The sequence below is a fragment of the Vibrio sp. CB1-14 genome, assembly GCF_040412085.2.
GTDB lineage: Bacteria > Pseudomonadota > Gammaproteobacteria > Enterobacterales > Vibrionaceae > Vibrio > Vibrio chaetopteri.
The window spans coordinates 3,373,020-3,398,650 of the sequence record NZ_CP115920.1 but is presented as its reverse complement, the minus strand read 5'-3'; the positions used below and the strand labels follow the sequence as shown (position 1 = coordinate 3,398,650).

Annotated in this window: 22 protein-coding genes and 13 tRNA genes; 25 read left to right on the top strand and 10 right to left on the bottom strand. The window is 47.5% G+C overall.

Going from position 1 to position 25,631, the window contains the following annotated elements; all coding sequences use genetic code 11:
• Nucleotides 1-69 precede the first annotated feature (69 nt).
• The 5 genes from PG915_RS15650 to frdA form a co-directional block, all read right to left on the bottom strand.
• Nucleotides 70-765, bottom strand: a complete 696-nt coding sequence (locus tag PG915_RS15650; protein WP_353497294.1) for a hypothetical protein — start codon at nt 763-765, stop codon at nt 70-72.
• A 141-nt stretch (nt 766-906) separates the two neighbouring features.
• Entirely contained in the window at nt 907-1,269 is a 363-nt protein-coding gene (gene frdD, locus PG915_RS15645; protein ID WP_353497293.1) for a fumarate reductase subunit FrdD, read from the bottom strand.
• A gap of 10 nt (nt 1,270-1,279) precedes the next feature.
• Complete coding sequence (frdC, locus tag PG915_RS15640; protein WP_353497292.1) at nt 1,280-1,663, bottom strand: fumarate reductase subunit FrdC; 384 nt, start codon at nt 1,661-1,663, stop codon at nt 1,280-1,282.
• A gap of 1 nt (nt 1,664) precedes the next feature.
• Nucleotides 1,665-2,405 (bottom strand): succinate dehydrogenase/fumarate reductase iron-sulfur subunit, encoded by a 741-nt coding sequence (locus PG915_RS15635; RefSeq protein WP_042478869.1) that lies wholly within the window; start codon nt 2,403-2,405, stop codon nt 1,665-1,667.
• Entirely contained in the window at nt 2,405-4,228 is a 1,824-nt protein-coding gene (frdA, locus tag PG915_RS15630; RefSeq protein WP_353497291.1) for a fumarate reductase (quinol) flavoprotein subunit, read from the bottom strand. Before frdA ends, PG915_RS15635 begins: the two co-directional genes overlap by 1 nt.
• Nucleotides 4,229-4,478: 250 nt before the next feature.
• Between frdA and epmA the strand changes: the two genes are divergently transcribed.
• The gene (epmA, locus tag PG915_RS15625; protein WP_353498741.1) at nt 4,479-5,450 is read left to right on the top strand and encodes an elongation factor P--(R)-beta-lysine ligase; all 972 of its coding nucleotides are present in this window, start codon (nt 4,479-4,481) and stop codon (nt 5,448-5,450) included.
• Here the strand turns inward: epmA and PG915_RS15620 are convergent.
• The 4 genes from PG915_RS15620 to rsgA form a co-directional block, all read right to left on the bottom strand.
• Complete coding sequence (locus tag PG915_RS15620; protein ID WP_353497290.1) at nt 5,447-6,343, bottom strand: DMT family transporter; 897 nt, start codon at nt 6,341-6,343, stop codon at nt 5,447-5,449. The genes epmA and PG915_RS15620 overlap by 4 nt on opposite strands.
• A gap of 137 nt (nt 6,344-6,480) precedes the next feature.
• On the bottom strand, nt 6,481-7,896 hold the full coding sequence (locus PG915_RS15615; protein WP_353497289.1) for an SLC13 family permease: 1,416 nt from the start codon (nt 7,894-7,896) through the stop codon (nt 6,481-6,483).
• A gap of 228 nt (nt 7,897-8,124) precedes the next feature.
• Nucleotides 8,125-9,027 carry an archaetidylserine decarboxylase gene (gene asd, locus PG915_RS15610; RefSeq protein WP_353497288.1) on the bottom strand — a complete coding sequence of 301 codons (903 nt, stop codon included), beginning with the start codon at nt 9,025-9,027 and terminating at the stop codon, nt 8,125-8,127.
• Nucleotides 9,028-9,177: 150 nt separating this feature from the next.
• Nucleotides 9,178-10,233 (bottom strand): small ribosomal subunit biogenesis GTPase RsgA, encoded by a 1,056-nt coding sequence (gene rsgA, locus PG915_RS15605; protein WP_353497287.1) that lies wholly within the window; start codon nt 10,231-10,233, stop codon nt 9,178-9,180.
• Nucleotides 10,234-10,332: 99 nt separating this feature from the next.
• Between rsgA and orn the strand changes: the two genes are divergently transcribed.
• The 14 genes from orn (at nt 10,333) to PG915_RS15535 (ending at nt 12,475) form a co-directional block, all read left to right on the top strand.
• A complete protein-coding gene (gene orn / locus PG915_RS15600) occupies nt 10,333-10,878 on the top strand; it encodes an oligoribonuclease (protein ID WP_353497286.1) in 546 nt (181 codons plus the stop codon).
• 175 nt (nt 10,879-11,053) lie between these two features.
• Nucleotides 11,054-11,129 (top strand) — tRNA-Gly (locus PG915_RS15595).
• 42 nt (nt 11,130-11,171) lie between these two features.
• A tRNA-Met gene (locus tag PG915_RS15590) sits at nt 11,172-11,247 on the top strand.
• Nucleotides 11,248-11,277: 30 nt separating this feature from the next.
• Nucleotides 11,278-11,353, top strand: a tRNA-Gly gene (locus PG915_RS15585).
• Between the two features lie 42 nt (nt 11,354-11,395).
• A tRNA-Met gene (locus tag PG915_RS15580) sits at nt 11,396-11,472 on the top strand.
• 30 nt (nt 11,473-11,502) lie between these two features.
• Nucleotides 11,503-11,578: transfer RNA gene (locus tag PG915_RS15575), tRNA-Gly, on the top strand.
• A gap of 41 nt (nt 11,579-11,619) precedes the next feature.
• A tRNA-Met gene (locus PG915_RS15570) sits at nt 11,620-11,696 on the top strand.
• Nucleotides 11,697-11,726: 30 nt separating this feature from the next.
• A tRNA-Gly gene (locus PG915_RS15565) sits at nt 11,727-11,802 on the top strand.
• Nucleotides 11,803-11,843: 41 nt separating this feature from the next.
• Nucleotides 11,844-11,919: transfer RNA gene (locus PG915_RS15560), tRNA-Met, on the top strand.
• A gap of 30 nt (nt 11,920-11,949) precedes the next feature.
• A tRNA-Gly gene (locus tag PG915_RS15555) sits at nt 11,950-12,025 on the top strand.
• 42 nt (nt 12,026-12,067) lie between these two features.
• Nucleotides 12,068-12,144, top strand: a tRNA-Met gene (locus PG915_RS15550).
• Between the two features lie 30 nt (nt 12,145-12,174).
• Nucleotides 12,175-12,250 (top strand) — tRNA-Gly (locus PG915_RS15545).
• Nucleotides 12,251-12,292: 42 nt separating this feature from the next.
• A tRNA-Met gene (locus PG915_RS15540) sits at nt 12,293-12,369 on the top strand.
• 30 nt (nt 12,370-12,399) lie between these two features.
• A tRNA-Gly gene (locus PG915_RS15535) sits at nt 12,400-12,475 on the top strand.
• 593 nt (nt 12,476-13,068) lie between these two features.
• Here the strand turns inward: PG915_RS15535 and queG are convergent.
• Complete coding sequence (gene queG, locus PG915_RS15530; protein WP_353497285.1) at nt 13,069-14,196, bottom strand: tRNA epoxyqueuosine(34) reductase QueG; 1,128 nt, start codon at nt 14,194-14,196, stop codon at nt 13,069-13,071.
• A gap of 269 nt (nt 14,197-14,465) precedes the next feature.
• Here queG and tsaE point away from each other — a divergent pair, with 269 nt between their 5' ends.
• The 10 genes from tsaE (at nt 14,466) to PG915_RS15480 (ending at nt 25,460) form a co-directional block, all read left to right on the top strand.
• Nucleotides 14,466-14,930 carry a tRNA (adenosine(37)-N6)-threonylcarbamoyltransferase complex ATPase subunit type 1 TsaE gene (tsaE, locus tag PG915_RS15525; protein ID WP_353497284.1) on the top strand — a complete coding sequence of 155 codons (465 nt, stop codon included), beginning with the start codon at nt 14,466-14,468 and terminating at the stop codon, nt 14,928-14,930.
• A 20-nt stretch (nt 14,931-14,950) separates the two neighbouring features.
• Nucleotides 14,951-16,642, top strand: coding sequence for a LysM peptidoglycan-binding domain-containing protein (locus PG915_RS15520; protein WP_353498740.1), 1,692 nt, complete (start codon nt 14,951-14,953; stop codon nt 16,640-16,642).
• Between the two features lie 34 nt (nt 16,643-16,676).
• Nucleotides 16,677-18,782 (top strand): DNA mismatch repair endonuclease MutL, encoded by a 2,106-nt coding sequence (gene mutL, locus PG915_RS15515; protein WP_353497283.1) that lies wholly within the window; start codon nt 16,677-16,679, stop codon nt 18,780-18,782.
• On the top strand, nt 18,779-19,726 hold the full coding sequence (miaA, locus tag PG915_RS15510; RefSeq protein ID WP_353497282.1) for a tRNA (adenosine(37)-N6)-dimethylallyltransferase MiaA: 948 nt from the start codon (nt 18,779-18,781) through the stop codon (nt 19,724-19,726). Before mutL ends, miaA begins: the two co-directional genes overlap by 4 nt.
• A gap of 188 nt (nt 19,727-19,914) precedes the next feature.
• Nucleotides 19,915-20,178, top strand: a complete 264-nt coding sequence (gene hfq, locus PG915_RS15505) for an RNA chaperone Hfq (RefSeq protein ID WP_353497281.1) — start codon at nt 19,915-19,917, stop codon at nt 20,176-20,178.
• A 44-nt stretch (nt 20,179-20,222) separates the two neighbouring features.
• A complete protein-coding gene (gene hflX, locus PG915_RS15500; RefSeq protein ID WP_353497280.1) occupies nt 20,223-21,512 on the top strand; it encodes a ribosome rescue GTPase HflX in 1,290 nt (429 codons plus the stop codon).
• 45 nt (nt 21,513-21,557) lie between these two features.
• Nucleotides 21,558-22,775, top strand: a complete 1,218-nt coding sequence (gene hflK / locus PG915_RS15495; RefSeq protein WP_353497279.1) for an FtsH protease activity modulator HflK — start codon at nt 21,558-21,560, stop codon at nt 22,773-22,775.
• A 2-nt stretch (nt 22,776-22,777) separates the two neighbouring features.
• On the top strand, nt 22,778-23,761 hold the full coding sequence (hflC, locus tag PG915_RS15490) for a protease modulator HflC (RefSeq protein ID WP_353497278.1): 984 nt from the start codon (nt 22,778-22,780) through the stop codon (nt 23,759-23,761).
• Between the two features lie 60 nt (nt 23,762-23,821).
• Nucleotides 23,822-24,010, top strand: a complete 189-nt coding sequence (locus tag PG915_RS15485; protein ID WP_353497277.1) for a DUF2065 domain-containing protein — start codon at nt 23,822-23,824, stop codon at nt 24,008-24,010.
• 133 nt (nt 24,011-24,143) lie between these two features.
• Nucleotides 24,144-25,460, top strand: coding sequence for an adenylosuccinate synthase (locus PG915_RS15480; protein WP_353497276.1), 1,317 nt, complete (start codon nt 24,144-24,146; stop codon nt 25,458-25,460).
• Nucleotides 25,461-25,631 lie beyond the last annotated feature (171 nt).

Here is a 25,631-nt window from a genome sequence, read left to right as displayed (position 1 = left end):
ATCTTAAACTGAAAAATTCTAAAGGTCGCCAAATGGCGACCTTTTTTGTTTCTGGTGTGGGAGTAGGGGTTACTCTTCAGGACGCCAACTAAGTGCGCTGGCAACAGTACCTAATGCTAGAGTGTCCATTTCTGCTTCTGGCAAATCGGCTAACGTTTGTAGCGTGATACCGCCATTGGTTTGTGCAGCTGCGACTTCGACACTGCCGCGACTAAAGCTGTACCCCAGTGGGTTATCAACACTCATCATCAGCCCTTCACCATCGTGCACGGAAGCGACGTTGAAGTGAGTGCTGTTCAAGCGGATAAAGCCTTGTTCTTTTTTGGCGGTCGATAAGCTGATGGCTTCCGATTTACGTTCCATTTTGTACTCGCCAACACTCTTACCAGCCTCACTGATTTGGCAAATATACGGGTCATTACCGCCAAATGAGAAACTGCCGATATCGACGCTGGTGCCACCACCGCTGCATACTAGCGTCCAAGTCTCGCCATTATCATTACGCGTCACCTCAGCAACCATCTCTCCGTCTTTGGTATTGATGGTATTGAACCAAGAGCTAGTAGAAGCACTGCGCGAGTATTTACCGTGGTAGCGACCTGCGATATCGAACGTTCCCTCAGGACCAAAGCCCCAAAAAGTGCCATCGGTTTTAAGCAGCAATTCAGGCTGCTGAGAAACCGCTTGTGACTTTTCCATTGTTACGGTAGAACCACACCCAAATAGCGCACCGGAAATCATGAGTACGCAAATAGACTTTTTCATTGTTACATCTCTTGTTGTTATTTATTGCTGATGATTCTATCGATAGAGAGAGGGCGACAATGTAAGGGTGTGTCCGATTTCTGAACAGGTCACATTAAAAAAGGCAGCGAGTTCGCTGCCTTTTTGTTTGCTCGAGTATGACTAGATCATAAAGATGAAGATAATCGATAGTGCGCTGATGAGTGCTGCAAAAAAGTAGCAAATAATCTTACCAACCACACCCGCATGGATCTTAAGATCGTGCATGCCGTGGTGTAGGCGGTGCATTGCATGCCACATTGGCAGTGCTAGCGTAGCGATAATAAATAGAGCACCGATGATGCTAGTCGCAAAGTCTGCCACTCGCTCATAGCTCATCGCCTCTGGGCTAATAATGCCCATTGGTACTAAGATACCCAGCACAAGTACAGTGACAGGGGTGATCATGGCAAACCATGTACCACCGGCACCAAACAGTCCCCACCATACGGGTTCGTCAGAGCGTTTTGGGTTTTGATTAATCACGATTCACTCCTTATACAATGATGAGAACAACTAGTGAGATAGCTGCAACAGCTGCCCACTGTGCTAGGACAATGGTCTTCTTCTCTACTGGCTTGCCTTTCAGTTTGATTGGCATGACCTGTGGCATCATGCTGAAGAAGGTTTGCGCGTGGAACAGGCTTCCCGCAAGCGCCACGATGTTGATCGCGATAACAATTGGGTTAGCCATAAAGTCCAGCCAGCCTTGCCAAGCTTCTGGGCCTTTCACTAGCGAACCTAGACCAAATGTCAGGAAGACAGTGAATAGGATCAGTGGCAGTACGGTGGCTTCACGTAGCATGTAGAAGCGATAAAATGGGTGATCTTTCCACCAAGTTCGCTTCATCTCACGAACATAAGGTTTTCTGTTACTCATTCTATGCCTCCTGTGGTTTAAGCATGGCAATAACGAAGTCTTGTGAAGACGCCACTTTGCCTTGGTTTACTGCCGCTGCTGGGTCAACGTTCTTCGGACACACTTCAGAGCAGTAGCCCACAAACGTACAGCCCCAAGCGCCATTCTCGCCGTTGATCATCTTCATACGTTCAGCCGCACCATTGTCACGGCTGTCGAGGTTATAACGATGCGCCAGTGTCAGTGCAGCAGGACCAATAAACTCAGGGTTTAGACCAAACTGAGGGCATGCCGCGTAGCAAAGACCACAGTTGATACAACCAGCAAACTGCTTGTACTTCGCCATTTGCTCCGGGGTTTGGATGTTAGTGCCATCTTCTGGCTTACGGTCGTTACCAATGATGTATGGCTTGATGGCTTCTAGGCGCTCGATAAACGGCGTCATGTCGACAATCAAGTCTTTCTCGATTGGGAAGTTTGCAAGAGGCTCAATCTTCAGACCATTTTGATGATCACGGAGGAAGCTCTTACACGCCAGTTTTGGCACGCCGTTCACCATGATGCCGCAAGAGCCACAAATCGCCATACGACAAGACCAGCGGTAAGACAGGTCTTTGTCTAGGTGGTCTTTAATGTAACCAATCGCATCGAGCACAGACATGGTCTCATCGAACGGTACTTCGAAGGTTTGGAAATACGGTTCTGCGTCTTTCTCTGGGTCGTAGCGCAGGATTTCCACTTTCTGAATACGGTTTGCTGACATTATGCTTGCTCCTCCGCATTTTGATCTTTGTTAGCTTGCTTCGCCGCTTCTTCTGCTGCTGCTTTTTCTGCTGCTTCACCGTATAGACGCGCTTTAGGCTGCGACTTAGTGATGGTGACGTTGCCGTAGTCAATGCTTGGCGCACTGTCTTCGTTAAAGAAGGCTAGCGAGTGTTTTAGGTAGTTCTCATCATCACGCTCAGTGCAACCGTCATCGAGACGTTGGTGCGCACCACGAGACTCTTTACGCAAGATTGCAGAGTGAACCATAGCTTCAGCCACTTCTAGGCCGTAACCCACCTCAATGGCGTACAGCAGGTCAGTGTTGAATACTTTACCTTTGTCTTTAATGCTGATTTTCTTATAGCGCTGTTTCAGCTCCGCAATCTTATCAAGCGTCGCTTGCATCAGATCTTCTTGGCGGTAGATACCACAGCCTGCTTCCATGGTGTGGCCCATTTCGGTGCGAATTTCTGCCCAGTTTTCATCGCCTTCTTGATTCATCAGTGCAGCAATGCGTGCTTCTACTGCCTTCACTTGCTCTTCGATAGCGCTGTCATCCCAGCCCTTGAACGCTTTAGCGCGCTCAACCGCTTGCTCACCGGCAACGCGGCCGAAGACGACAAATTCAGCGAGAGAGTTAGAACCTAGGCGGTTCGCACCGTGAAGACCGACGGACGCACATTCACCAACAGCGAATAGACCTTGAATACGAGTTTCACAAGTACCGTTGGTTTCAATACCACCCATGGTGTAGTGCACGGTTGGACGAATTGGGATTGGCTCTTTTGCAGGGTCAACGTTGACGTACGCTTTTGCGAGCTCACAGATGAACGGTAGACGCTCTTGTAGGTACTCTTCACCAAGGTGGCGAAGGTCAAGGTGCACCACATCACCCAGTGGGTGCTTGATGGTGTTGCCTTTTTGCTGCTCATGCCAGAATGCTTGAGAAACTTTGTCACGAGGACCCAGTTCCATGTATTTGTTTTTTGGCTGGCCAACCGGTGTTTCAGGGCCCATGCCATAGTCTTGTAGGTAACGGTAGCCGTTCTTGTTAACGATGATGCCGCCTTCACCACGACAACCTTCGGTCATTAGAATACCTGTGCCAGGCAGACCTGTTGGGTGGTACTGAACAAACTCCATATCACGTAGTGGAACACCGTGACGATACGCCATCGCCATACCGTCGCCAGTCACGATGCCGCCGTTAGTATTACAGTGATAAACACGACCCGCGCCGCCGGTTGCTAGGACAACTGATTTTGCCTTGATAGTGACCAGTTCACCTTCAGACATATGAATTGCAATCAGGCCCTGAACCTCGCCTTCAACCACAAGTAGGTCAACCACAAAATACTCATCAAATCGTTTGATTTGCTCGTACTTCATCGACGTTTGGAACAGAGTATGTAGCATATGGAAGCCGGTTTTATCCGCTGCAAACCATGTGCGTTCTACTTTCATACCACCGAAACGACGGACATTCACTTCACCGTTTTCTTTACGGCTCCATGGACAACCCCATTGTTCCATCTGGATCATTTCACGTGTGGCATTTTCAACGAAATATTCAACAACATCCTGTTCACAAAGCCAGTCACCACCGCCAACGGTATCGTTGAAGTGGTTATCTAGGCTATCTTCATCCTTAATTACAGCCGCAGAACCACCTTCAGCTGCCACGGTATGTGAACGCATAGGGTAGACTTTAGAAATCAGAGCTACTTCCATTTCTGGGTTAGCTTCTGCTGCTGCAATGGCAGTACGAAGACCAGCGCCGCCTGCGCCGATGACTGCGATATCTGTGGTAATTGTTTTCACAGTTATCCTCCAGTGTGTGAGAGCGAGTTTTGCTCGCGAGTTATAGTTAAAGGCTTGAAAGCTTTTTTATCAAGGCAATCAGTTTAGATAAGCGTCGTGGCAAAAAAATTGACTGAGTTAGGTTTTTTCTCCGGTAATGCATGGCGAGGCATAGTATTTCTATGATGTGTGATTAATATCACTTGTGATTGAGAACTTTTGAGTCCGCACTTACAATAATTAATAACATTAACTAATGAGTTTGATAATGATTACCAACCAGTGGCAGCCCACAGCGTCTATAGCGTTACTTAAAAAACGTGCCAAGCTGATTCAGTCTATTCGTAGCTTCTTTATGACAAGAGAGGTAATGGAAGTCGACACTCCTGCAATGAGTCATGCCACGGTGACCGATGTGCATCTACATACCTTTAAAACCGAGTTTGTTGGTCCGGGTTATGCTGATGGACGCCAGCTTTATTTTATGACCAGCCCCGAATTTCATATGAAGCGACTGCTTGCCGCAGGAAGTGGGTCTATCTATCAGATAAACAAAGCATTTCGTAATGAAGAGAGCGGTCGTCATCACAATCCAGAGTTCACCATGCTTGAGTGGTATCGCGTTGGGTTTGATCACCATCAGTTGATGGATGAGATGGACGAGTTACTGATGATGGTTCTCGGCTGTGGTCGTGCTGAGCGTATGACTTATCAGCAGGCGTTTATCACGCACCTTAGCGTTTGTCCTTTGAGTGCAGAGATGTCTGCGCTACGAGAAGCTGCAGCACCGCTAGGCTTGAGTGATATCGCTGATAAAGAGCAAGATCGCGATACGCTATTACAGCTGCTGTTTAGCATGGGAGTTGAGACTCAAATCGGCAAAGACGCGCCTGCCTTTGTTTACGATTTTCCAGCCTCACAAGCCGCACTAGCCAAAGTGAACCCAGAAGATGAGCGCGTTGCTGACCGCTTTGAAGTCTATTTTAAAGGTATTGAACTGGCGAACGGGTTTCATGAGCTGGACAACCCGGAAGAGCAATTAGCGCGCTTTGAAGAAGACAATCAAAAGCGGGGACAAATGGGTCTTGCACCTCAGCCGATCGATCATCATTTGATAGAGGCGTTAAGAGCGGGTCTGCCTGCTTGCGCTGGTGTAGCGCTGGGGATCGATAGGCTAATTATGCTCGCTCTGGGAGCAAGTCATATTGATGAGGTTGTCGCTTTTCCTTTCCCGAGAGCCTAACTCACCAAAATACTGGTGCCGATGACAGCAAACGCGGCACCAAGCCAGGCGTACTTATTGGGTCTTTGCTTGGTGTAAATCCAAAGTAGCGGCAATACCATAATCGGTGTGGTTGATGAGAGCAGCGCGACCATGCCCACATTGCCTGTCTGCAAAGCAAACAGAATAAGCGTCATGCCGACTGCCATGGCGAGAAAGCCATTGAGCGCGGTAATACCAAAAATGGACCAGTTAATAGGGTTCAAACTTTTTGCGTGCTTAGCGCCGGTCAATAAGAACAGGCTATGGGCGACAAATGCGGTGATCATACGAATCGCTGAGGCCGCGACGGGGTCGATACTGGTTTGCATCACAGGCTTGGCAATAATGCCGCCTAGCGCCTGACACAGTGCGGCAGTGACCCCCAAACCCACTCCAAACCAAACATTGCCTTTGATGGTTTCAAGCTCACTCGTTTTACTGTTGTTTGAGCCTCTGCGGCCAAAGAAAATTGCGGTAGCGACGCCAGAGAAAACCAATGCAGATCCTACAAGCTCAATGGGTGACATGGTCTCTGAGAAAAGAAAATAGCCTAGTACGGCAGAGAATACTGCGTGACAAGAAAACAGCAGTCCTGCCTGTCTTGGTCCCATTCGATTCAAACACGCGAACAGTGCAGTATCACCAATAAAGATGCCGATTAAACCCGAGAGCATCATTGGTGTGATGTGAGCGGATTCGACGCTTGTCCAGCCTCCAGTGATGGCGGCCATTGAAGACAGTATTAGGGCAGTGCAGCCCATTCGCCATCGACTATAGGAAAATGAGCCCAAATGTTTGGCTGGCTTAACCGAGATAATGCTTGAAACCGCCCACAAAAAGGCAGCGATCAGTGCCAGCCATTCAAATCCCATTGCTATCCCTAGTCCTTGCTCAGTGCTGCGATGCGAGCACCATTGATTATTCGATGATTTAACTAGGTTTTACTATGAGGTCTTAGAAAGTGCAATTGAAATCCTCTCACCTTAGCAAGAGGATTCCACTTCGGGGACTAGGTAAAGATCAGCATCGCCGCGTAGACGAGAACTAGGCCAATAAGACCGATGATAAGTCCGGTTTTCGCCATGTCTTTACTTTCAATAAGCCCAGTTGAATAGGCCAATGAGTTAGGTGGGGTAGAGACGGGCAAAATCATGCCGAGAGAGGCTGAGAACGCGACAACAACCAATAGGCCTTGTAAGCCACCTATGGCGGCCAAACTCTCCATAGAGGCACCAATGGCGGCGGCAATGGGCATAAGTAGGTTGGCGGTCGCGGTGTTGGACATAAAGTTGGCCATCAACCAGCAAACAATCGACAGAGTAATGACGACCGCGACCGGTGACAAAGACTCATAGTCAATGGCATGAGCAAGCGCTTCGGCGAGTCCAGTTTTATCGAGGCCGATACCAATGGCAATACCACCGGCAACCAGCCATAACACATCCCAGTTGATCAGTTTGAGCTCTTCTTTACCCATGATGCCGGTTAGGGTAAACACTGCAAGTGGGATGATAGAGACCACGTAGGTGTTCATGCCGTGCAGTTTGGTGGTCATCCACAACAAGATGGTCGCTGCGAAAGTGGCATACACCACCATAGCACGCCAGTTACGCTGGAATTTCCCTTCCAGCTTGAGCACCATTTTGTCTTCTGAAGAAGGGAATAGCTTTTGCAGCAGGAACCAAGCGATAGTGAGCTGAATGATCACAAAGGGTAGACCCATCATCATCCACTGCAGGAAGTCGATGCTGTTCTCACCAGTTAGGTACTGCAGAGCAATGGCATTGGGAGGGGTTCCGATAGGGGTCGCAATACCACCCGTATTGGCAGCGATAGGAATACATAGTACCAAGGCTTTAATACCTAAGTCTCCCTTTGGCGCAGAGGCCACAATGGGACCAAGCAGCGCCAGCATCATTACTGTAGTGGCAGTATTGGACATGAACATCGAGAACACAGCAGTAATCAGCATTAAACCAAGCATGATAAAGCGAGGTTGGTTGCCAAAAGGGCGCAGCAGGACTCGAGCTAGGTTGTTATCAAGCTCATACTTGGAGGCCGCAATCGCCAGTGCAAATCCGCCCATAAATAGAATGATTATCGGCGAGGAAAAGGCGCTGAAGATGTCGGTATACACCAGGAGCTCACCGATATCATGGCCTGCAGGTGGCGTACGGAACAGATGCAGCCCTTTGTCTGAAATCATCACTAGTTCAAGGGCGATAATCAATATTGACGTAGCAAAGACAGGTACGGGTTCCAGCACCCAAAGTAAGGCAGCGAGCAGGAAAATGGCCAACAAACGGTGTTGGATAAGCGTGAGATCGTCGATGGGTATCCAATCAATCGGCATCATCAAGACGCCAAAGGGCACTAAAAAGCAGATAAGCAGCCTAATTAGTGTCCCGCTATTCATTTTTGGCATGGGGCGGCACCTGGGTTAAAAGTGAGACTGCCGCATAGGTTAAAATATAAACGCCGCTCGGTCTTGGACAGGCGTTAAAGTTTTGAAAAGTCGAGGGAAGATTTGGAGCGTGTTTTGTTTTGCGTCAAGAATCAATGCGGTAATCATGACGTGATGCTGCTGATGGATGTGTTACAGGCAAAAACGGCGCCGTGGCGCCGTTCTCAATGATTAAGCTTGCTAAGTTGATTAGCTATTAGAGTCGGTTTCAGTCTCAGAAGCTTTAGTTTCAAGGCCTAGGGCATGCGCGAAAGGTGTACCCATTACCGTTGGCGCATTGTTTTTCATGCTGTCATCAAAACGAATGCTGTCTTTAGCAAACAGGTTGATAACTGTTGAACCTAGTTTAAAGCGGCTCATCTCTTCACCCTTCTTAAGGATGATAGCCTTATCGCCTTCTGCAGGGTAATCCCAAGTGTATACGGTGTTACCACGTGGTGGCGTCACAGTACCTGCCCAAACTAGCTCAATAGCACCAACAATAGTTGCGCCTACCAGCACTTGTGCCATAGGACCAAACTCGGTATCGAAGATACAAACCACACGCTCGTTACGTGCGAATAGGTTTGGAACATTCTCAGCCGTCAGTGGGTTTACAGAGAATAGGTCACCTGGTACATAAATCATCTGACGCAGCGTACCATCACATGGCATGTGAACACGGTGGTAGTCACGCGGTGATAGGTACAGAGTCGCAAATTCACCTTCTACAAACTCTGCTGCAAGCTCAGGGCTGCCACCAAGCAGTTCTTGAGCGGTGTAGTCATGGTTTTTCGCTTGGATAAGCTTGCCGTCAGTGATAGGACCAAATTGGCTAACACATGCATCCGCTGGGTGAGCGATAACAGACTCGCCTTCGGCGATAGGGCGCATACCCGGCTTTAACTCACGAACGAAAAACTCGTTAAACGTTTTGAAGTGCTTTGGGTCGCTGTGCAGCGCTTCATCCATGTTGACGTTATATTGTTTGATAAACCAACGAATGATCGCTGTTGTTAGACCGCCTGCTTTTGCTGATGCCAGTTTACCTACTAGGCGTGTTAGGCCGTGTTGAGGTATCCAGTATTGCAGTCCAACTTTAATTTTATCCATTGTCTAAAATTCCAACGTTAATTGATTGATATTACTTCAGGGCGCGAGATACTAATGGAAATCGCTTCAAATGTCAGCAAATTGTGACAAGCAGACGGACAGACTGTTAAACCTGTCCGACTCTGTCAGAATGGCAGAACGTTCTAAGAATTACAGATCGGCTTTTTTGCTGCGTGAGTACTGACGGTTGGCTTTACCTTCACCCATACTCTCGATGATGCGGTGATAGTTATCGAATCGAACTGGATCGATTTTCCCTTCTTCCACGGCTTCACGCAGTAGACAGCCTGGGTCATCTAGGTGTTTGCAGTCACGGAACTTACAGCCGCCAAGGTAGGGCTTGAATTCAACAAACGCTTCCGTGACTTCGCTTGGCTCTAAGTGCCAAAGGCCGAATTCACGTACTCCCGGCGAGTCAATCAGATCGCCACCCGATGGGAAGTGATACAGTCTTGCTGCGGTCGTGGTGTGCTGACCCAAACCTGAGTTTTCGGAGACTGCGCCTTCTTCTACGTCGAGTTCTGGCATCAACGCATTCACTAAGCTGGATTTACCCACGCCGGACTGCCCTACGAAGATGTTGATCTTGTCTTTGAGGTGCGCCTCTAGCTCGGCAATGCCTTCGCCCGACTCCTTGCTTACCATAAGCACCGTATAGCCGATGTTCTTATATACATCGAGGATCTGATAGAAGACGTCACGCTCGTCTTCTGGTATCAAGTCGATTTTGTTAAGTACCACTAATGGTGCAATTTGCAGGGTTTCTGATGCGATCAGGTAACGATCGATAATGTTTAGTGAAAGCTCTGGCACAACCGAAGACACAATCACCATTTGATCAACGTTGGCAGCAACAGGTTTTAAGCCATCGTAATAATCAGGGCGAGTTAGCATCGATGTTCTAGGCTCTACTACTTCAACAACACCAGATATGCCATGCATTGATTCCAGACCAATGCGCCATTTTACGCGGTCGCCAGACACCAAAGATTCGATACCACGGCGCAGGTTACAGCGGTGGATTTCTTTGGTTTCTAAGTCCTCGATATCCGCATGTTGGCCGAATCGAGTGATCACTAGCCCCTGCTTAACACCGCCAAGCATAGTCTCATCCCACTGGATGGATTCTTCTTTTGCTAGTTTCTTCTTTTGATTACTGCGTACTCGACGCACTTGACCTTTGGTCAGTTTTTCCTTTTTCGCCACGATATTTCATTGATGCGAATCGCATCAAACCATTTTGGTTACTGAATTTAATTTCGGTATAGTACCTCTTTTGACAGAAAACAAATAGACGAGGGCGTTATGTCTTTCAGCGATGACAATTTGATCTGGGTCGATCTAGAGATGACTGGACTGGATCCTGAGACACACAAAATCATCGAGATCGCGAGCATTGTGACCGATAGCGAGTTGAATATCTTGGCTGAAGGACCGGTTATTGCCATCCATCAACCTGAAACGGAACTAGCGAAAATGGATGATTGGTGCACGAACACCCATACCGCAAGCGGGCTGGTGGCACGTGTTCAAACGAGTGAGCACAATGAAGAGAGCGCCATTCGTGAGACTATCGCGTTTTTGGAGAAGTGGGTGCCTAAGGGTAAGTCGCCTATTTGTGGTAATAGTATTGGTCAGGATCGCCGTTTCTTATACAAGCATATGCCTGAGCTTGAAGAGTACTTCCACTACCGTTACGTTGATGTCAGCACGATTAAAGAGCTGACTCGTCGTTGGAAACCGGAAGTTCTGGATGGTTTTTCCAAGCAGGGTACGCACCTAGCTTTGGATGACATTCGTGAGTCGATTGCCGAACTCAAGTACTACCGTGAAACTATTTTCACGATTTGATCGTTGAATACTTGTTAAAAACAAGGACTTTGGGCTGCGATAGAGAGAAGATTATCGAAAAATTGTGTGCTTTTTCATCAAACGAGAAAAAAGATCATTTTTTTACTGATAAGGACTTGCATCACAAAAAAATGCTCTTATAATTCGCAGCCCTGAACGACGAAAGACGTTCAATGCGACACTAGCTCAGTTGGTAGAGCGCAACCTTGCCAAGGTTGAGGTCACGAGTTCGAACCTCGTGTGTCGCTCCAAATAAATAGTTTTCATCGTACTTAACGGTGACACAATACGGACGCGGGGTGGAGCAGCTTGGTAGCTCGTCGGGCTCATAACCCGAAGGTCGTCGGTTCAAATCCTACTCTGCAACCAAATTTCATCAATAGCGTTTGCTGTTGATATGCGACACTAGCTCAGTTGGTAGAGCGCAACCTTGCCAAGGTTGAGGTCACGAGTTCGAACCTCGTGTGTCGCTCCAAATAAATAGTTTTCATCGTACTTAACGGTGACATAATACGGACGCGGGGTGGAGCAGCTTGGTAGCTCGTCGGGCTCATAACCCGAAGGTCGTCGGTTCAAATCCGGCCCCCGCAACCAAATTTAATCAATAGCGTTTGCTGTTGATATGCGACACTAGCTCAGTTGGTAGAGCGCAACCTTGCCAAGGTTGAGGTCACGAGTTCGAACCTCGTGTGTCGCTCCAAATTAATAAGCTCTCATCATGCTTTGAATGGTGACTACGGACGCGGGGTGGAGCAGCTTGGTAGCTCGTCGGGCTCATAACCCGAAGGTCGTCGGTTCAAATCCGGCCCCCGCAACCAAATTTAATCAATAGCGTTTGCTGTTGATATGCGACACTAGCTCAGTTGGTAGAGCGCAACCTTGCCAAGGTTGAGGTCACGAGTTCGAACCTCGTGTGTCGCTCCAAATTAATAAGCTCTCATCATGCTTTGAATGGTGACTACGGACGCGGGGTGGAGCAGCTTGGTAGCTCGTCGGGCTCATAACCCGAAGGTCGTCGGTTCAAATCCTACCTCGCAACCAAATTTAATCAATAGCGTTTGCTGTTGATATGCGACACTAGCTCAGTTGGTAGAGCGCAACCTTGCCAAGGTTGAGGTCACGAGTTCGAACCTCGTGTGTCGCTCCAAATAAATAGTTTTCATCGTACTTAACGGTGACACAATACGGACGCGGGGTGGAGCAGCTTGGTAGCTCGTCGGGCTCATAACCCGAAGGTCGTCGGTTCAAATCCGGCCCCCGCAACCAAATTTAATCAATAGCGTTTGCTGTTGATATGCGACACTAGCTCAGTTGGTAGAGCGCAACCTTGCCAAGGTTGAGGTCACGAGTTCGAACCTCGTGTGTCGCTCCAAATAAATAGTTTTCATCGTACTTAACGGTGACACAATACGGACGCGGGGTGGAGCAGCTTGGTAGCTCGTCGGGCTCATAACCCGAAGGTCGTCGGTTCAAATCCGGCCCCCGCAACCAAATTTAGTCAATAGCACTTGCTGTTGATATGCGACACTAGCTCAGTTGGTAGAGCGCAACCTTGCCAAGGTTGAGGTCACGAGTTCGAACCTCGTGTGTCGCTCCATTTTCCCCTAGAAATGGACAAAGACGCGGTCATCTCGTAGAGATAGCAAAGTTGAGAAACTTAGTCCCACTACCGCATGCTCTTTCCTAATGCTGAGAAGCATCACTCCCTAAAATTTAAAGCTAAATCATCGTCGATATCATTGGATTACATCGTCGAATTTTTTGCTGTGTACTCTATTTTCTACACGCCGCCAACGCAGTAGGTTATTGCCTTAGCTGAGGGTCAGTTACACTTAAATTAACAGAGTTATCCACATTGCTAAATTGTGGATAAGTTGGTTGATAAATTGTTTTTGAATAGGTATGAAGAGAATAAACTGAAAGATCTTTACATCAATACACACAGTCGACTCATGAGTCGAATGGCTTTAAGTTGTTGTTTTTTATCGGATATATCATTTTGTTTTTACTTTTTACTTGACAATAAAATGATCACCAAGTGACATTTATTTGATCCTAGTCATATATTCAATCTGTGTTTAACCTGTTTTCTCAACGACTAACAGTCGATGAAAATGTAGTTTTTCCACAAATTCAATTTTGGGATGTCAGTCAAGAAAATTAATTTGATTTTTCTGAGTCCATTGGCGACTAGGCATCACGAGGTAAGCCTTTCTGAACGATTCGAATCAAACGCTGGTTTTTGGATGTTAGTGTGTGATCTGAAAAGTTGGGCAATTGGCTTGTTTGTTGCTGAAGAGCCCAGTGTATATGTTCATCAAGCAGTACAGACTGGCCTTGCACTTGTTCTAGTGCATCGATGTAGCGCAGAGAATAGGGCGCATTACCGATTGCGATAATGATGTTGCGCTGCCACTGCTCATGCCCAATACGTCGAATAGCAGACCCTTCCATGTTCTTAAGAAATGTCGTTTCATCCCAATTAAGCAAAACACACAGATCGGTATCGTTGAAAGCCTGGCGCCTTTGAAAATCTGGTTGCTGGCCAAGTTCGGCAAAGCGATTCCACGGACAAACCAACTGACAATCATCACAGCCATAAATGCGATTCCCCATCGCTGCGCGAAGGGATTCGGGTATCACGCCTTTGTATTCAATCGTGAGATAGGAAATACAGCGTCTCGCATCGACAACACCATTTTCAAGTATGGCACCTGTTGGGCATGACGTGATACATGCGCTGCACTTACCACACTGATTCTCTAGCGGCGTATCAACAGGTAGCGGCAGATCGACAAACAGTTCACCAAGAAAAAACCAAGAGCCGGCGTTTTTATCTAGTAGAAGTGAGTGTTTACCTGTCCAACCCAGGCCAGCCTTTTCAGCAATAGGGCGCTCAAGCACAGGAGCAGAGTCGACAAAAGGTCGGTAGCCTAGCTCCGAGACTTCTTTCTCGATTCGCTGTCCAAGCTTTTTGAGTTGATTGCGAATCAACTTATGATAGTCGCGACCTAACGCATAGCGGCTAATGTAACCCGCATGCTGGTTTTCTAAATTGGATGCAAAGCCTGCTTCTTCAGGAAGGTAATCCATACGAACGCTAATGATGCGACAGGTATTAGGGTGTAGCTTGTCGGGATGGATGCGTAGGTCTTGGTGAGTTTCCATCCAAGCCATGTCGCCGTGATAACCCGCTTCTAACCACTGCTTGAGTATCGCCTCTTGATCGAGAAGATCGATATCACTGATACCAGCCTTCTGAAAACCGAGTTCTTGTGCCCAAACTTTAATGTCGCTGGCCAGCTTGTCTAAGTCCATCACGATTACCCAAGTAGAAAAGGACGCGTATTCTATACTCAAATGCAATGCGACCCAAGTATGAACGCTAAAAAAGCGTGGATCCACTTGGCCAGAAAAGCGTCTCATTGCTTTGTATAAACTTTCGACGACTATTTTGTACTTTCACAGTAGGGATAAATTGAAAATAATGGTAAATTTTCTGATTACTTACAGAAGATCACTTGTCTGTGAAAAGCGACACAGTTTACTATTTCGGCTCTCAAAGGCACCACTCAGAGAAAAATGTGATGAGTACTAAAAAATTTTCCTTAGCAGATGAATCAGCAACGATTTTAATTGGAACTAAACTAGCAAATCTTTGTTCAAAACAAACAACAATCTATTTGCACGGTGACCTTGGAGCGGGGAAAACCACCTTTAGTCGCGGCTTTATTCAAAGTCTTGGCCATCAAGGCAACGTAAAAAGCCCAACTTATACCTTGGTTGAACCGTACCAACTTGAAGGATGGAACGTCTATCATTTTGATTTGTATCGTTTAGCGGATCCAGAAGAGCTGGAGTTTATGGGTATTCGCGACTACTTCTCTGAAGATGCCATCTGCTTGGTAGAGTGGCCAGAGAAGGGGCAAGGCATTCTGCCTTCTGCTGATCTAGATATTGATATCCGGTACGTTGGAGACGCAAGGGAAATCGCCTTCACGGCAAATAGCGATTATGGAAAAGAGTTAATTAGTCAGTTGGAGTTAAATTGATCAGTCGTTTTCTTAGCAGCATGATGAAAATCATGCTGCCTTTGTGTTTACTGTTTCCTGCCGTCACTCTTGCTAATGCGCTAGAGGGTATTCGTGTTTGGCCTTCTCCGGATGAAACGCGCGTGGTGATCGACCTCAAGTCCGAAGCGGATTACAGTTATTTCTCATTGAGTGGTCCCTCGCGAATTGTCGTTGACCTTAAAAACACCTCGCTAAACACAAAACTACCTATCGGCGTATCTGATAGCCCCGTGTTGAGTAAGATCCGCAAGAGCTCACCTCCTAACAAAGGTACTTATCGCCTCGTGTTTGAGTTAAAGAAGTCCGCGACTCCACAGCTTTTTAAGCTCAATCCTACTCCAGGTGGTCAGTACGGCCATCGATTGGTGATTGACCTGCCACATGGCAAAGCAACCAGTCAAGCGACATCGAGTACACCGAAGAGCAAAACGGAGGTCAGCCGTGATGCTTCCCAGCTACGGGGTAATGCCGATATTGTTGTGGCAATTGATGCCGGCCACGGCGGTGAAGATCCAGGCTCAATTGGCCCGACTAAGAAATACGAAAAACACGTTACATTGAGCGTGTCGAAAAAGCTGGCAGCTCAAATTAATGCGATTCCAGGAATGAAGGCAGTATTAACCCGTAGCGGTGACTACTTTGTTAACCTCAACAAGCGCTCCAACATCGCTCGTAAGAATGGTGCGCACCTTTTGGTCTCTGTTCACGCTGATGCATTTAGAACGCCGCAGCCTCGTGGTGGCTCTGTGTTTGTATTGAACACACGCCGTGCAAATACTGAAATTGCCCGCTGGGTTGAGAATCATGAACAGCAATCGGAACTGCTTGGTGGCGCGGGAGAAGTGCTCGCTAAAAACACTAACGATAGAAACGTAAGCCAAACGCTACTCGATTTGCAGTTTAGCCATTCACAAAAAGAAGGCTATAAGGTTGCAACCAAGATCCTCAAAGAGATGGGTAAGGTCGCACACCTACATAAGAAAGAGCCAGTGAATGCCAGTCTTGCGGTATTGAAGTCGCCAGATATTCCGTCCGTGTTAGTCGAAACGGGCTTTATTTCTAACCCAAGCGAAGAGCGTCTACTAACGACAAGAAGTCACCAAGACAAATTAGCGCGCGCGTTGGCAAAAGCGATTGTTCAATACTTCGAAGCGAACCCACCAGAAGGCACCTTATTTGCTAATCGTGGTCAGCAGCGTAAGCACACCGTGAAACGTGGCGAATCTTTATCGGTGATTGCTCAGAAATATGGCTCGTCGGTTTCGGCTATTAAGAGTGCGAACAGCCTTAAAAGTACGTCTCTGGCTGTGGGCCAGACCTTGGTTATTCCGGGAAATAGTGCCCCGATTCAAGTGAGCTCTAAAGTAAACACGGTAGAAACCAAGACGCTTACACACACCGTGGTCAAAGGTGACTACTTAGGGAAAGTGGCGAGTAAATACAAAGTGTCGGTGGCGGATATTAAGCGTGAGAACCGCTTAAAATCGGACGTACTTAAGTTGGGTCAAAAGCTGAAGATAACCGTCAGCTTAAAAGATCTGCCTCTGCGTAAGCACAAAGTTCAGCGCGGAGAGTACCTAGGCAAAATTGCCTCTCGATATGGCGTGAGCGTCAGTAGTATTCGTGAAGCTAACAAGCTGCGCTCTGATTCACTTGCAGTGGGGCAAGTGCTGCTGATCCCGCACAAGTGATGGATGTTCAAATTGATGGATTCGGAGAAGCGTTGTGACGATTAAGATCTTACCTGCAAGATTGGCGAACCAAATCGCCGCAGGTGAAGTGGTTGAGAGGCCAGCGTCCGTAGTCAAAGAGCTGGTTGAAAATAGCCTAGACTCAGGTGCCACTCGTATCGATATTGATATCGAAAAGGGGGGCGCCAAGCTTATCCGTGTTCGAGATAACGGTAAGGGCATTCCTAAAGACGAGTTGCAATTGGCGTTAAGCCGACATGCGACGTCGAAAATTCATACCCTTGATGACCTAGAAGCCATCATGAGTTTGGGCTTTCGTGGTGAGGCGCTGGCGAGTATTAGCTCGGTAGCAAGACTCACACTGACGTCTCGCCCTGCAACTCAAGAACAAGCTTGGAGTGCATACGCGGAAGGACGCGACATGGCGGTGAAGCTAACCCCTGCTGCCCATCCGATTGGTACCACGCTTGAAGTGTTGGATCTGTTTTTTAATACCCCAGCACGCCGTAAGTTTTTGCGAACAGAAAAGACGGAGTTTAATCATATTGATGAGCTGTTGAAGCGTATCGCGCTGAGCCGCTTTGACGTGTCGATCAATCTCAAACACAACGGCAAACTGGTGCGTCAGTACCGCGCAGCGAAAACAGAACCTCAGTTAGAAAAACGCATAGCCGCAGTATGTGGAGCCGGGTTTGTTCGTCATATGCTTAAAATTGAGCTTGAGCACAATGACCTTAAGCTGCATGGCTGGATCACTACGCCAGAAGGCGCACGCGCGCAGAGTGATCTGCAATACTGTTATGTGAATGGTCGTATGATGAAGGATAAGCTCATCAACCACGCAATTCGCCAGAGCTATGAGAACAGTTTGGCAGCCGATCAGTACGCAGCGTATATCTTGTTTATCGATATCGACCCACATCAGGTTGACGTGAATGTGCACCCAGCCAAACACGAGGTGCGTTTTCATCAAGCAAGATTAGTGCATGACTTTATTTATCAGGCGCTGAGCGACGCACTGGTGCAAGCGAAATCCATTGATGCGCCGGTGACGTCTAACTCGGCATTCAGTCATGTTGAGCCGATAACTGCGTCAGACCAAGTCGAATCAGCTTCTTCTTATGTGCCTACTGAAATGACACAAGCGCAGCCGCCAGTGTCTTCGGCGACTTCTGGTGGTGCGAGTGTGTCCGAGTCATTGATACATGCGGTGGAGAGCATCCCCGCTTATCCGGGACGTGCTGATTATCATTCACCAAATACACGTTCAACAAATACGGATTCACCAAGTACTCTTTCGCCAAGTACTCAGTCAGCAAGCGAGCGCACTCAACGTGAATACAGTGAGCCGAATGGCTCTTCCCACAGAGTAGAAGAGCCATACGCTCGTAATGAATGGAACTCGAGTCGAAAAGCTAGTGCATCGAAAGCCAAGCCGCAAGCACAAGAAGCGGCGCCGACGGCAGAAGAAGTTCGCGTGTACCAAGAGCTGATGCAAACACCCGATATAGCAGAGCCGGAAGCGGGAATAGCGGAGGTCTCGCCACTCAAGCAAGATGCCGCCCCTGTATCGATTGAGATTGAGCGCATTGGTAAAGCAATCACTATGGTGGATGCGACATACGTATTGGTGAAAGCAGAGCCGTGCTGCGCACTGGTGTCATTGCGCAGGGCGGAGTTTTATAAGCTGTTTGCTCAGTTGGATCCGAAAGGTCAGCCACTGAGAATGCAGCCACTGCTCGTTCCGCTTTCGCTAAAAGTCAGCGACATGCAGCAGCAAGTTGCTACAGCGCAGCGAGATCTCTTGCTCAGCTTTGGTATCGATCTTGCTGTTCGCAATAAGCAAGCGCTCATGGTGATGGGAGTACCAGCACCGCTCAGGCAGCAAAATTTGCAATTGTTAATTGATGAAATGCTGTCATACTTGGCGACCCTTGAGCAGCAAGACCTTAGCCCGAGCCGTTTGAGCTTATGGCTAACGAAAAAAGTGCTGCAAGTGAAAAGTAGCTACACTTTATCTGAATCTGTTCAGTTACTCGGTAATCTTGAGCAGCTTTACGACGGTACGCTACCTTTGAGCGATCCTAAATTTGTCCGCCCTGTCGATTTTACGGCCACAATTGCAGCGTTTTCATCATGAGCCAACAATTACCCCTAGTTCTGTTTTTAATGGGTCCTACCGCTTCTGGTAAGACTGAGTTAGCGATACGTCTTCGTCAGCAATATCCAGTTGAGATTATCAGTGTAGACTCTGCGCTTATCTATAAAGGCATGGATATTGGTACGGCTAAGCCCGATGCCGAAGAGCTCGCATTGGCGCCGCACAGACTGATTGATATTCTCGATCCCGCCGAGTCCTACTCTGCGGCTGACTTTCGTCGTGATGCACTGAATGAAATCGCTAAGATTCACGCAGAAGGTAAGATCCCGCTGCTAGTGGGTGGCACTATGCTCTATTTCAAAGCTTTGCTTCAAGGCTTGTCGCCACTACCAGCCGCCAATCCAGAGATCCGAGCACAAATTGAAAAAGAGTCACAGGAGAAGGGCTGGCAAGTACTCCATAATGAACTAAAACAGATAGATCCTGTCTCAGCAGAGAGGATTCATCCAAATGATCCACAGCGTCTATCACGTGCGCTAGAGGTGTATCGAATCTCTGGTAAGTCATTGACAGAATTGACTGAGACTAAGGGTGAACCACTGCCATTTCGCGTTAAACAATTTGCGGTAGCGCCCAAAGATCGCGCTTTGTTACACAAACGGATTGAATTGCGCTTCGAGAAAATGATACAAGCAGGCTTTGAAGATGAAGTCAAAGCGTTATATGCTCGTGAAGATCTTCACCCAGATCTGCCGTCGATCCGTTGTGTCGGCTACAGACAGATGTGGGAGTACTTAGATGGCGAGAGCACGTTAGATGATGCGATTTTCCGTGGAATCTGCGCGACTCGACAATTGGCCAAGCGACAAATCACCTGGTTAAGGAGTTGGGATGATTTGGTTTGGCTTGATAGCGAACACATTGAGGATTCAATGAAAACTCTCACAGACGCCATAGCATCTGATGGTATTAACTGTGTATAATGTGGGCGCTTTTGCGTAGAAATACCCAAAAAGGAACTGAGTTTTGTTTTCAAAGACGATTGTTGTTCTATGATTATAAAACTAAGGGGTATTTCATTGGTTTAGCTCAGATGCAAAGGCAGCACCAAATTGCAGTGCACCAATAGCTAAATAATTAAAACTACAATACTAATATAAGGAAAATAAAAATGGCTAAGGGGCAATCTCTTCAAGACCCATTCCTAAATGCACTACGTCGCGAGCGTATCCCAGTTTCTATCTACCTAGTGAATGGCATCAAGCTACAAGGTCAGATTGAATCGTTTGATCAGTTTGTGATCCTTCTGAAAAATACTGTAAACCAAATGGTTTACAAGCATGCGATTTCAACGGTTGTTCCAGCCCGTGCTGTTAGCCATCACAGTGGTGAGCGTACTGGCGGCGACCGTCAACAAGAGAAATCTGAAGATTAATAATAAATCCCTTAAAAACAGATATTTAAATAGGAGTTGGTCGCTTGTTTGACCGTTATGAATCGGGTGAGCAGGCTGTACTTGTTCATATCAACTTCACGCAAGAAGGTGAGTGGGAAGATCTCAGCGAATTTGAAATGCTGGTTTCTTCTGCAGGCGTTAACGCGTTGCAAACAGTAACGGGTAGCCGACAATCCCCTCACCCTAAGTACTACGTAGGGGAAGGCAAAGCGCAAGAAATCGCACAAACGGTGCAATTAACCGGTGCGGATATTGTGATTTTTAATCACGCCCTTTCCCCTGCCCAAGAGCGTAACCTTGAAAGTCTGTGTAAATGTCGAGTGTTGGATCGTACCGGTCTGATCCTCGACATTTTTGCCCAACGCGCCCGTACCCACGAAGGTAAGTTGCAAGTTGAGCTAGCACAGCTTCGTCATATCTCGACTCGATTGATCCGAGGTTGGACGCACCTTGAAAGGCAGAAAGGTGGTATCGGTCTGCGCGGTCCCGGCGAAACACAGCTGGAGACTGACCGTCGATTGTTGCGTGATCGTATCAAAGCGATATTGCGTCGCTTGGAGAAGGTTGCTAAGCAACGTGAGCAGGGCAGACGTGCAAGAAGTAGAGCCGAAATCCCAACGATTTCCCTGGTGGGCTACACCAATGCGGGCAAATCTACGCTATTTAACCGCATTACTGAAGCTGGGGTGTACGCAGCTGATCAGCTATTCGCAACCCTAGATCCCACACTAAGAAAGATTGAATTGGCGGACGTAGGTTCGGCAATTTTAGCGGACACGGTCGGATTTATCCGTCATCTTCCGCATGATCTCGTCGCAGCATTTAAGGCAACCTTGCAAGAAACGCAGGAAGCTGACATTTTGTTACATGTTGTCGATGCCAGTGACGAGCGTTTTCGTGAGAATATTCAAGCTGTTCATGACGTGCTAGAAGAAATTGATGCCCATGAGGTACCAACTCTCGTCGTAATGAACAAGATAGATAATCTAGATGGCCAGCGTCCACGTATAGAACGTGATGATGAAGGTATTCCGAGAACCGTTTGGGTCTCTGCAATGGAAGGGCAAGGCATCGAACTGTTGTTCGACGCGCTCACAGAGCGTTTAGCAAGCCAAATGGTTCAGTACCAGCTGCGAATTCCACCCCAGTATCAAGGGCGTTTTCGGAGCACATTTTTCCAGATGAATTGTATTCAACAAGAAGAGTATGATTCTGAAGGTAACTTGTTGATTGATATTCGGATGCAACAAGTAGATTGGTCTAGACTTGAAAAAAGAGAAGGGGCAGTTTTGAGTGGCTTTATAGTTACTTAAAGGACTGCTACAGTATAACGTCATACTAAATGATGGAGCTTCCTAATGGCGTGGAATGAGCCTGGTAATAATAATGGAAATAACGGCCGCGATAAGGACCCTTGGGGGAACAACAATCGTGGAGACCGTAATCAAGGCGACCGAAATAACGGTGGTCGTGATCAAGGACCGCCTGATTTAGATGAAGTCTTTAATAAGCTGAGTCAAAAAATCGGTGGTAAATTTGGCAAGCGTGGTGGTGGCGGTAGCCCATCCATTGGCGGCGGCGGCAGTGCAATTGGCTTCGGCGTGATTGTATTGATCGCAGTGGTCATTTGGTTCTTTTCCGGCTTCTACACCATTAGCGAAGGTGAGCGTGGCGTCGTGCTTCGCTTAGGCAAGTTTGACCGCATTGTTGATCCGGGTCTGAACTGGCGTCCTCGCTTTATTGATGAGTATGAACCGGTGAACGTTCAGGCGATTCGCTCTTTGCGCGCCTCTGGTACGATGCTGACAAAAGACGAGAACGTAGTGTCTGTCTCTATGGATGTTCAATACCGCGTTTCTGATCCGTACAAATACTTATTTGTGGTCACTAATGCAGACGATAGCTTGAGCCAGGCAACTGACTCTGCGCTTCGTGCAGTAATCGGTGATTCTCTAATGGATAGTATTCTGACCAGCGGCCGTCAGCAAATCCGTCAGAGCACACAAGAAACATTGAACGAAATCATCGACAACTACGACATGGGTTTGTCTATCGTAGACGTCAACTTTCAGTCGGCGCGTCCGCCTGAGCAAGTTAAAGATGCGTTTGATGACGCTATCGCAGCGCGTGAGGATGAAGAGCGTTTCATCCGTGAAGCAGAAGCGTACAAAAACGAAATCATTCCTAAAGCGACAGGTCGTTCTGAGCGTTTGAAGAAAGAAGCGCAAGGTTACTCTGAACGCATCACTAACGAAGCGCTAGGTCAAGTGGCTCAGTTTGAGAAACTGCTACCTGAATACCAAGCGGCCCCAGAAGTAACGCGTAACCGTCTATACCTCGACACAATGGAAGAGGTTTATTCGAATACGTCTAAGGTGTTGATTGACTCTGAGTCGAGCGGCAACCTTTTGTACCTGCCAATTGATAAGTTAGCGGGTCAAGAGGGAGCTTCTAGCAGTCGTAAGCCAAAGGAAACGTCGGTTTATGAAGAGATTCAACTAGATCCTTCAACTACTACTTCTTCATCAAATGACAATTCGTCTCGTAACAACTCGACTCGTCAAGGGAGATACTAATAATGCGTAAATTGATGATACCAGTATTAGTCGTTGCCTTAGCATTGATGCTGATGTCTTTGTTCGTGATCCCTGAGGGTGAGCGTGGCATCGTAATTCGATTTGGTCGTGTTCTTGCTGATGATAACCAGGTTTCTCGTATTTACGAGCCAGGTCTGCATTTCAAGATGCCATTGTTTGACCGCGTGAAAACACTAGACGCGCGTATTCAAACAATGGATGGACGCGGTGACCGTTTCGTTACGTCTGAGAAAAAAGACGTAATCATTAACACCTATGTTAAGTGGAAGATTGAAGATTTCCGTCAATACTACCTAGCAACGGGTGGCGGTGACGCACTAACAGCAGAAGCGCTTCTTGAGCGTAAAGTGACGGACGTACTTCGTTCTGAAATCGGTGCGCGTGAGATTAAACAAATCGTTTCTGGTCCTCGTAACACCGATGTACTTCCTGAGAGTGCAGACAGTGAAGAAGTGACAACAGAAGCGGCTCGCCAAGCACTAGAAATTGATGGTGAACGTGACAAAGTCATGAGTAACGTATTGAACGATACACGTGATAGTGCCATGACCGATTTAGGTGTTCGAGTGGTGGATTTCCGAATCAAGAAAATCAACCTACCTGATGAAATCAGTGAGTCGATCTACCGTCGTATGCGTGCAGAGCGTGAGTCAGTTGCTCGTAAGCACCGCTCGCAAGGTCGTGAGAAGGCTGAGGTTATTCGTGCACAAGCGGAACTAGAAGTGGCAACACTGCTAGCAGAAGCTGACAGAACCGCACGTGTAACACGAGGTGGCGCCGATGCAGAAGCTGCGGCTATCTACTCTGGCGCTTACAGCAAAGATCCTGAGTTCTTTAGCTTCTTACGCTCGCTATCTGCGTACAAGACGTCTTTTGCGGACAAGAGCGATATCCTCGTTCTGGATCCTAAGAGCGAGTTCTTCCGTTACATGAATGACATGAACGGCGCACCAGCGGCGAAATAAGAGTTTAATAAACCGTATAATAGGGCTCCTTAGGGAGCCCTATCTTTTTGGAGAATAAACATGTCTCAATCATTATGGGTCGCACTAGGTTTGGTTTTGATTGTTGAGGGACTTGGGCCGTTATTAGCACCAAAAGGATGGCGTAATATGGTGTTACAGCTTGCCCAGCAGCCCGACGAGCAAATTCGCAGAGTCGGTGGCTGTCTTGTCGTTGCAGGGGCAGTGATCACGATAATGCTGCTAAACTAGTCGCAAACATTGACTTTTTATTAATCAGCATCAGCTACTTATCCTTGTGTGCCCGCTTTATGCTTAAAAAATGACTGCATAAATGTGATTTCGGTGCTAGAATCCTTTTTTAACTAGCAATCAGATTGGAAAGATGGGAAATAACGTAGTCGTTCTGGGCACCCAATGGGGTGACGAAGGTAAAGGTAAAATCGTAGACCTTTTAACTGAAGATGCAAAATACGTGGTTCGCTACCAAGGCGGTCACAATGCAGGCCACACTCTAGTCATTGACGGTGAAAAAACCGTTCTTCATTTGATTCCATCAGGTATTCTTCGCGACAACATTAAGTGCGTTATCGGTAACGGTGTTGTTCTATCTCCTGAAGCATTAATTAAAGAAATGAAGCCTCTAGAAGAGCGCGGCATTCCAGTACGTGAACGTCTTTTCGTTTCTGAAGCTTGTCCTCTAATTCTTCCTTACCACATCGCTATCGACCAAGCGCGTGAAATCGCTCGTGGCAAGAAAGCGATCGGTACGACTGGTCGTGGTATCGGTCCTGCGTACGAAGACAAAGTTGCTCGTCGCGGCCTACGTGTTGGCGACCTGTTCGACAAAGAAGTGTTCGCAGAGAAACTAAAAGAAGTGATGGAGTTCCATAACTTCCAACTAGAGCACTTCTACAAAGCTGAGACTGTTAGCTACGAAGATGTACTAGAGCAATGCATGGGTTATGCAGATCTACTCACTTCAATGGTTATCGACGTTACTGACGAACTTGACGCAGCGCGCAAGCGTGGCGATAAGATCATGTTCGAAGGTGCTCAAGGTACACTTCTTGATATTGACCACGGTACTTACCCGTACGTAACGTCTTCTAACACTACTGCAGGTGGTGTTGCGGCAGGTTCTGGCTTCGGTCCTCGTCACATCGGTTACATCCTTGGTATTACTAAGGCGTACTGTACTCGTGTAGGTTCAGGTCCATTCCCGACAGAACTTTACGACGGTGTAGACAAGCAAGACCCAATCGGTAAGCACCTAGGTACCGTTGGTCACGAGTTCGGCGCAACGACTGGTCGTCTGCGTCGTACTGGTTGGTTCGATGCAGTGGCAATGCGCCGCGCAATCCAAATCAACTCACTCTCTGGTTTCTGTCTAACTAAGCTAGACGTGCTAGATGGTCTAGAAGAGCTAAAAATTTGTACCGGTTACAAGATGAAAGATGGCTCTATCCTAGAAGTATCGCCAATGGCTGCTGAGTCATTTGAACAAGCGACACCTATCTACGAAACAATGCCAGGTTGGTCTGAGACAACATTTGGTGCAACGTCTATCGAGCAGCTTCCTCAAGCGGCACTAGACTACATCAAGCGCATTGAAGATCTAACGGGCGTACCAGTAGACATCATTTCTACCGGCCCAGACCGTAACGAGACAATTATCAAGGTTCACCCATTCGAATCTTAATCGGTCTCCAAAGACAGCTAAGCCAGCGATAATTCGCTGGCTTTTACCTGTTATTTAGCTTCTCACACTTCATACTGTGATCTTGTGCCAAGTATTTGACGGCTTTGCCTATGCATAGAAGAAAAGTGGCAAAATATTGCCGTTTTTTCTAAAGCGTGGCGGACGTCTGCC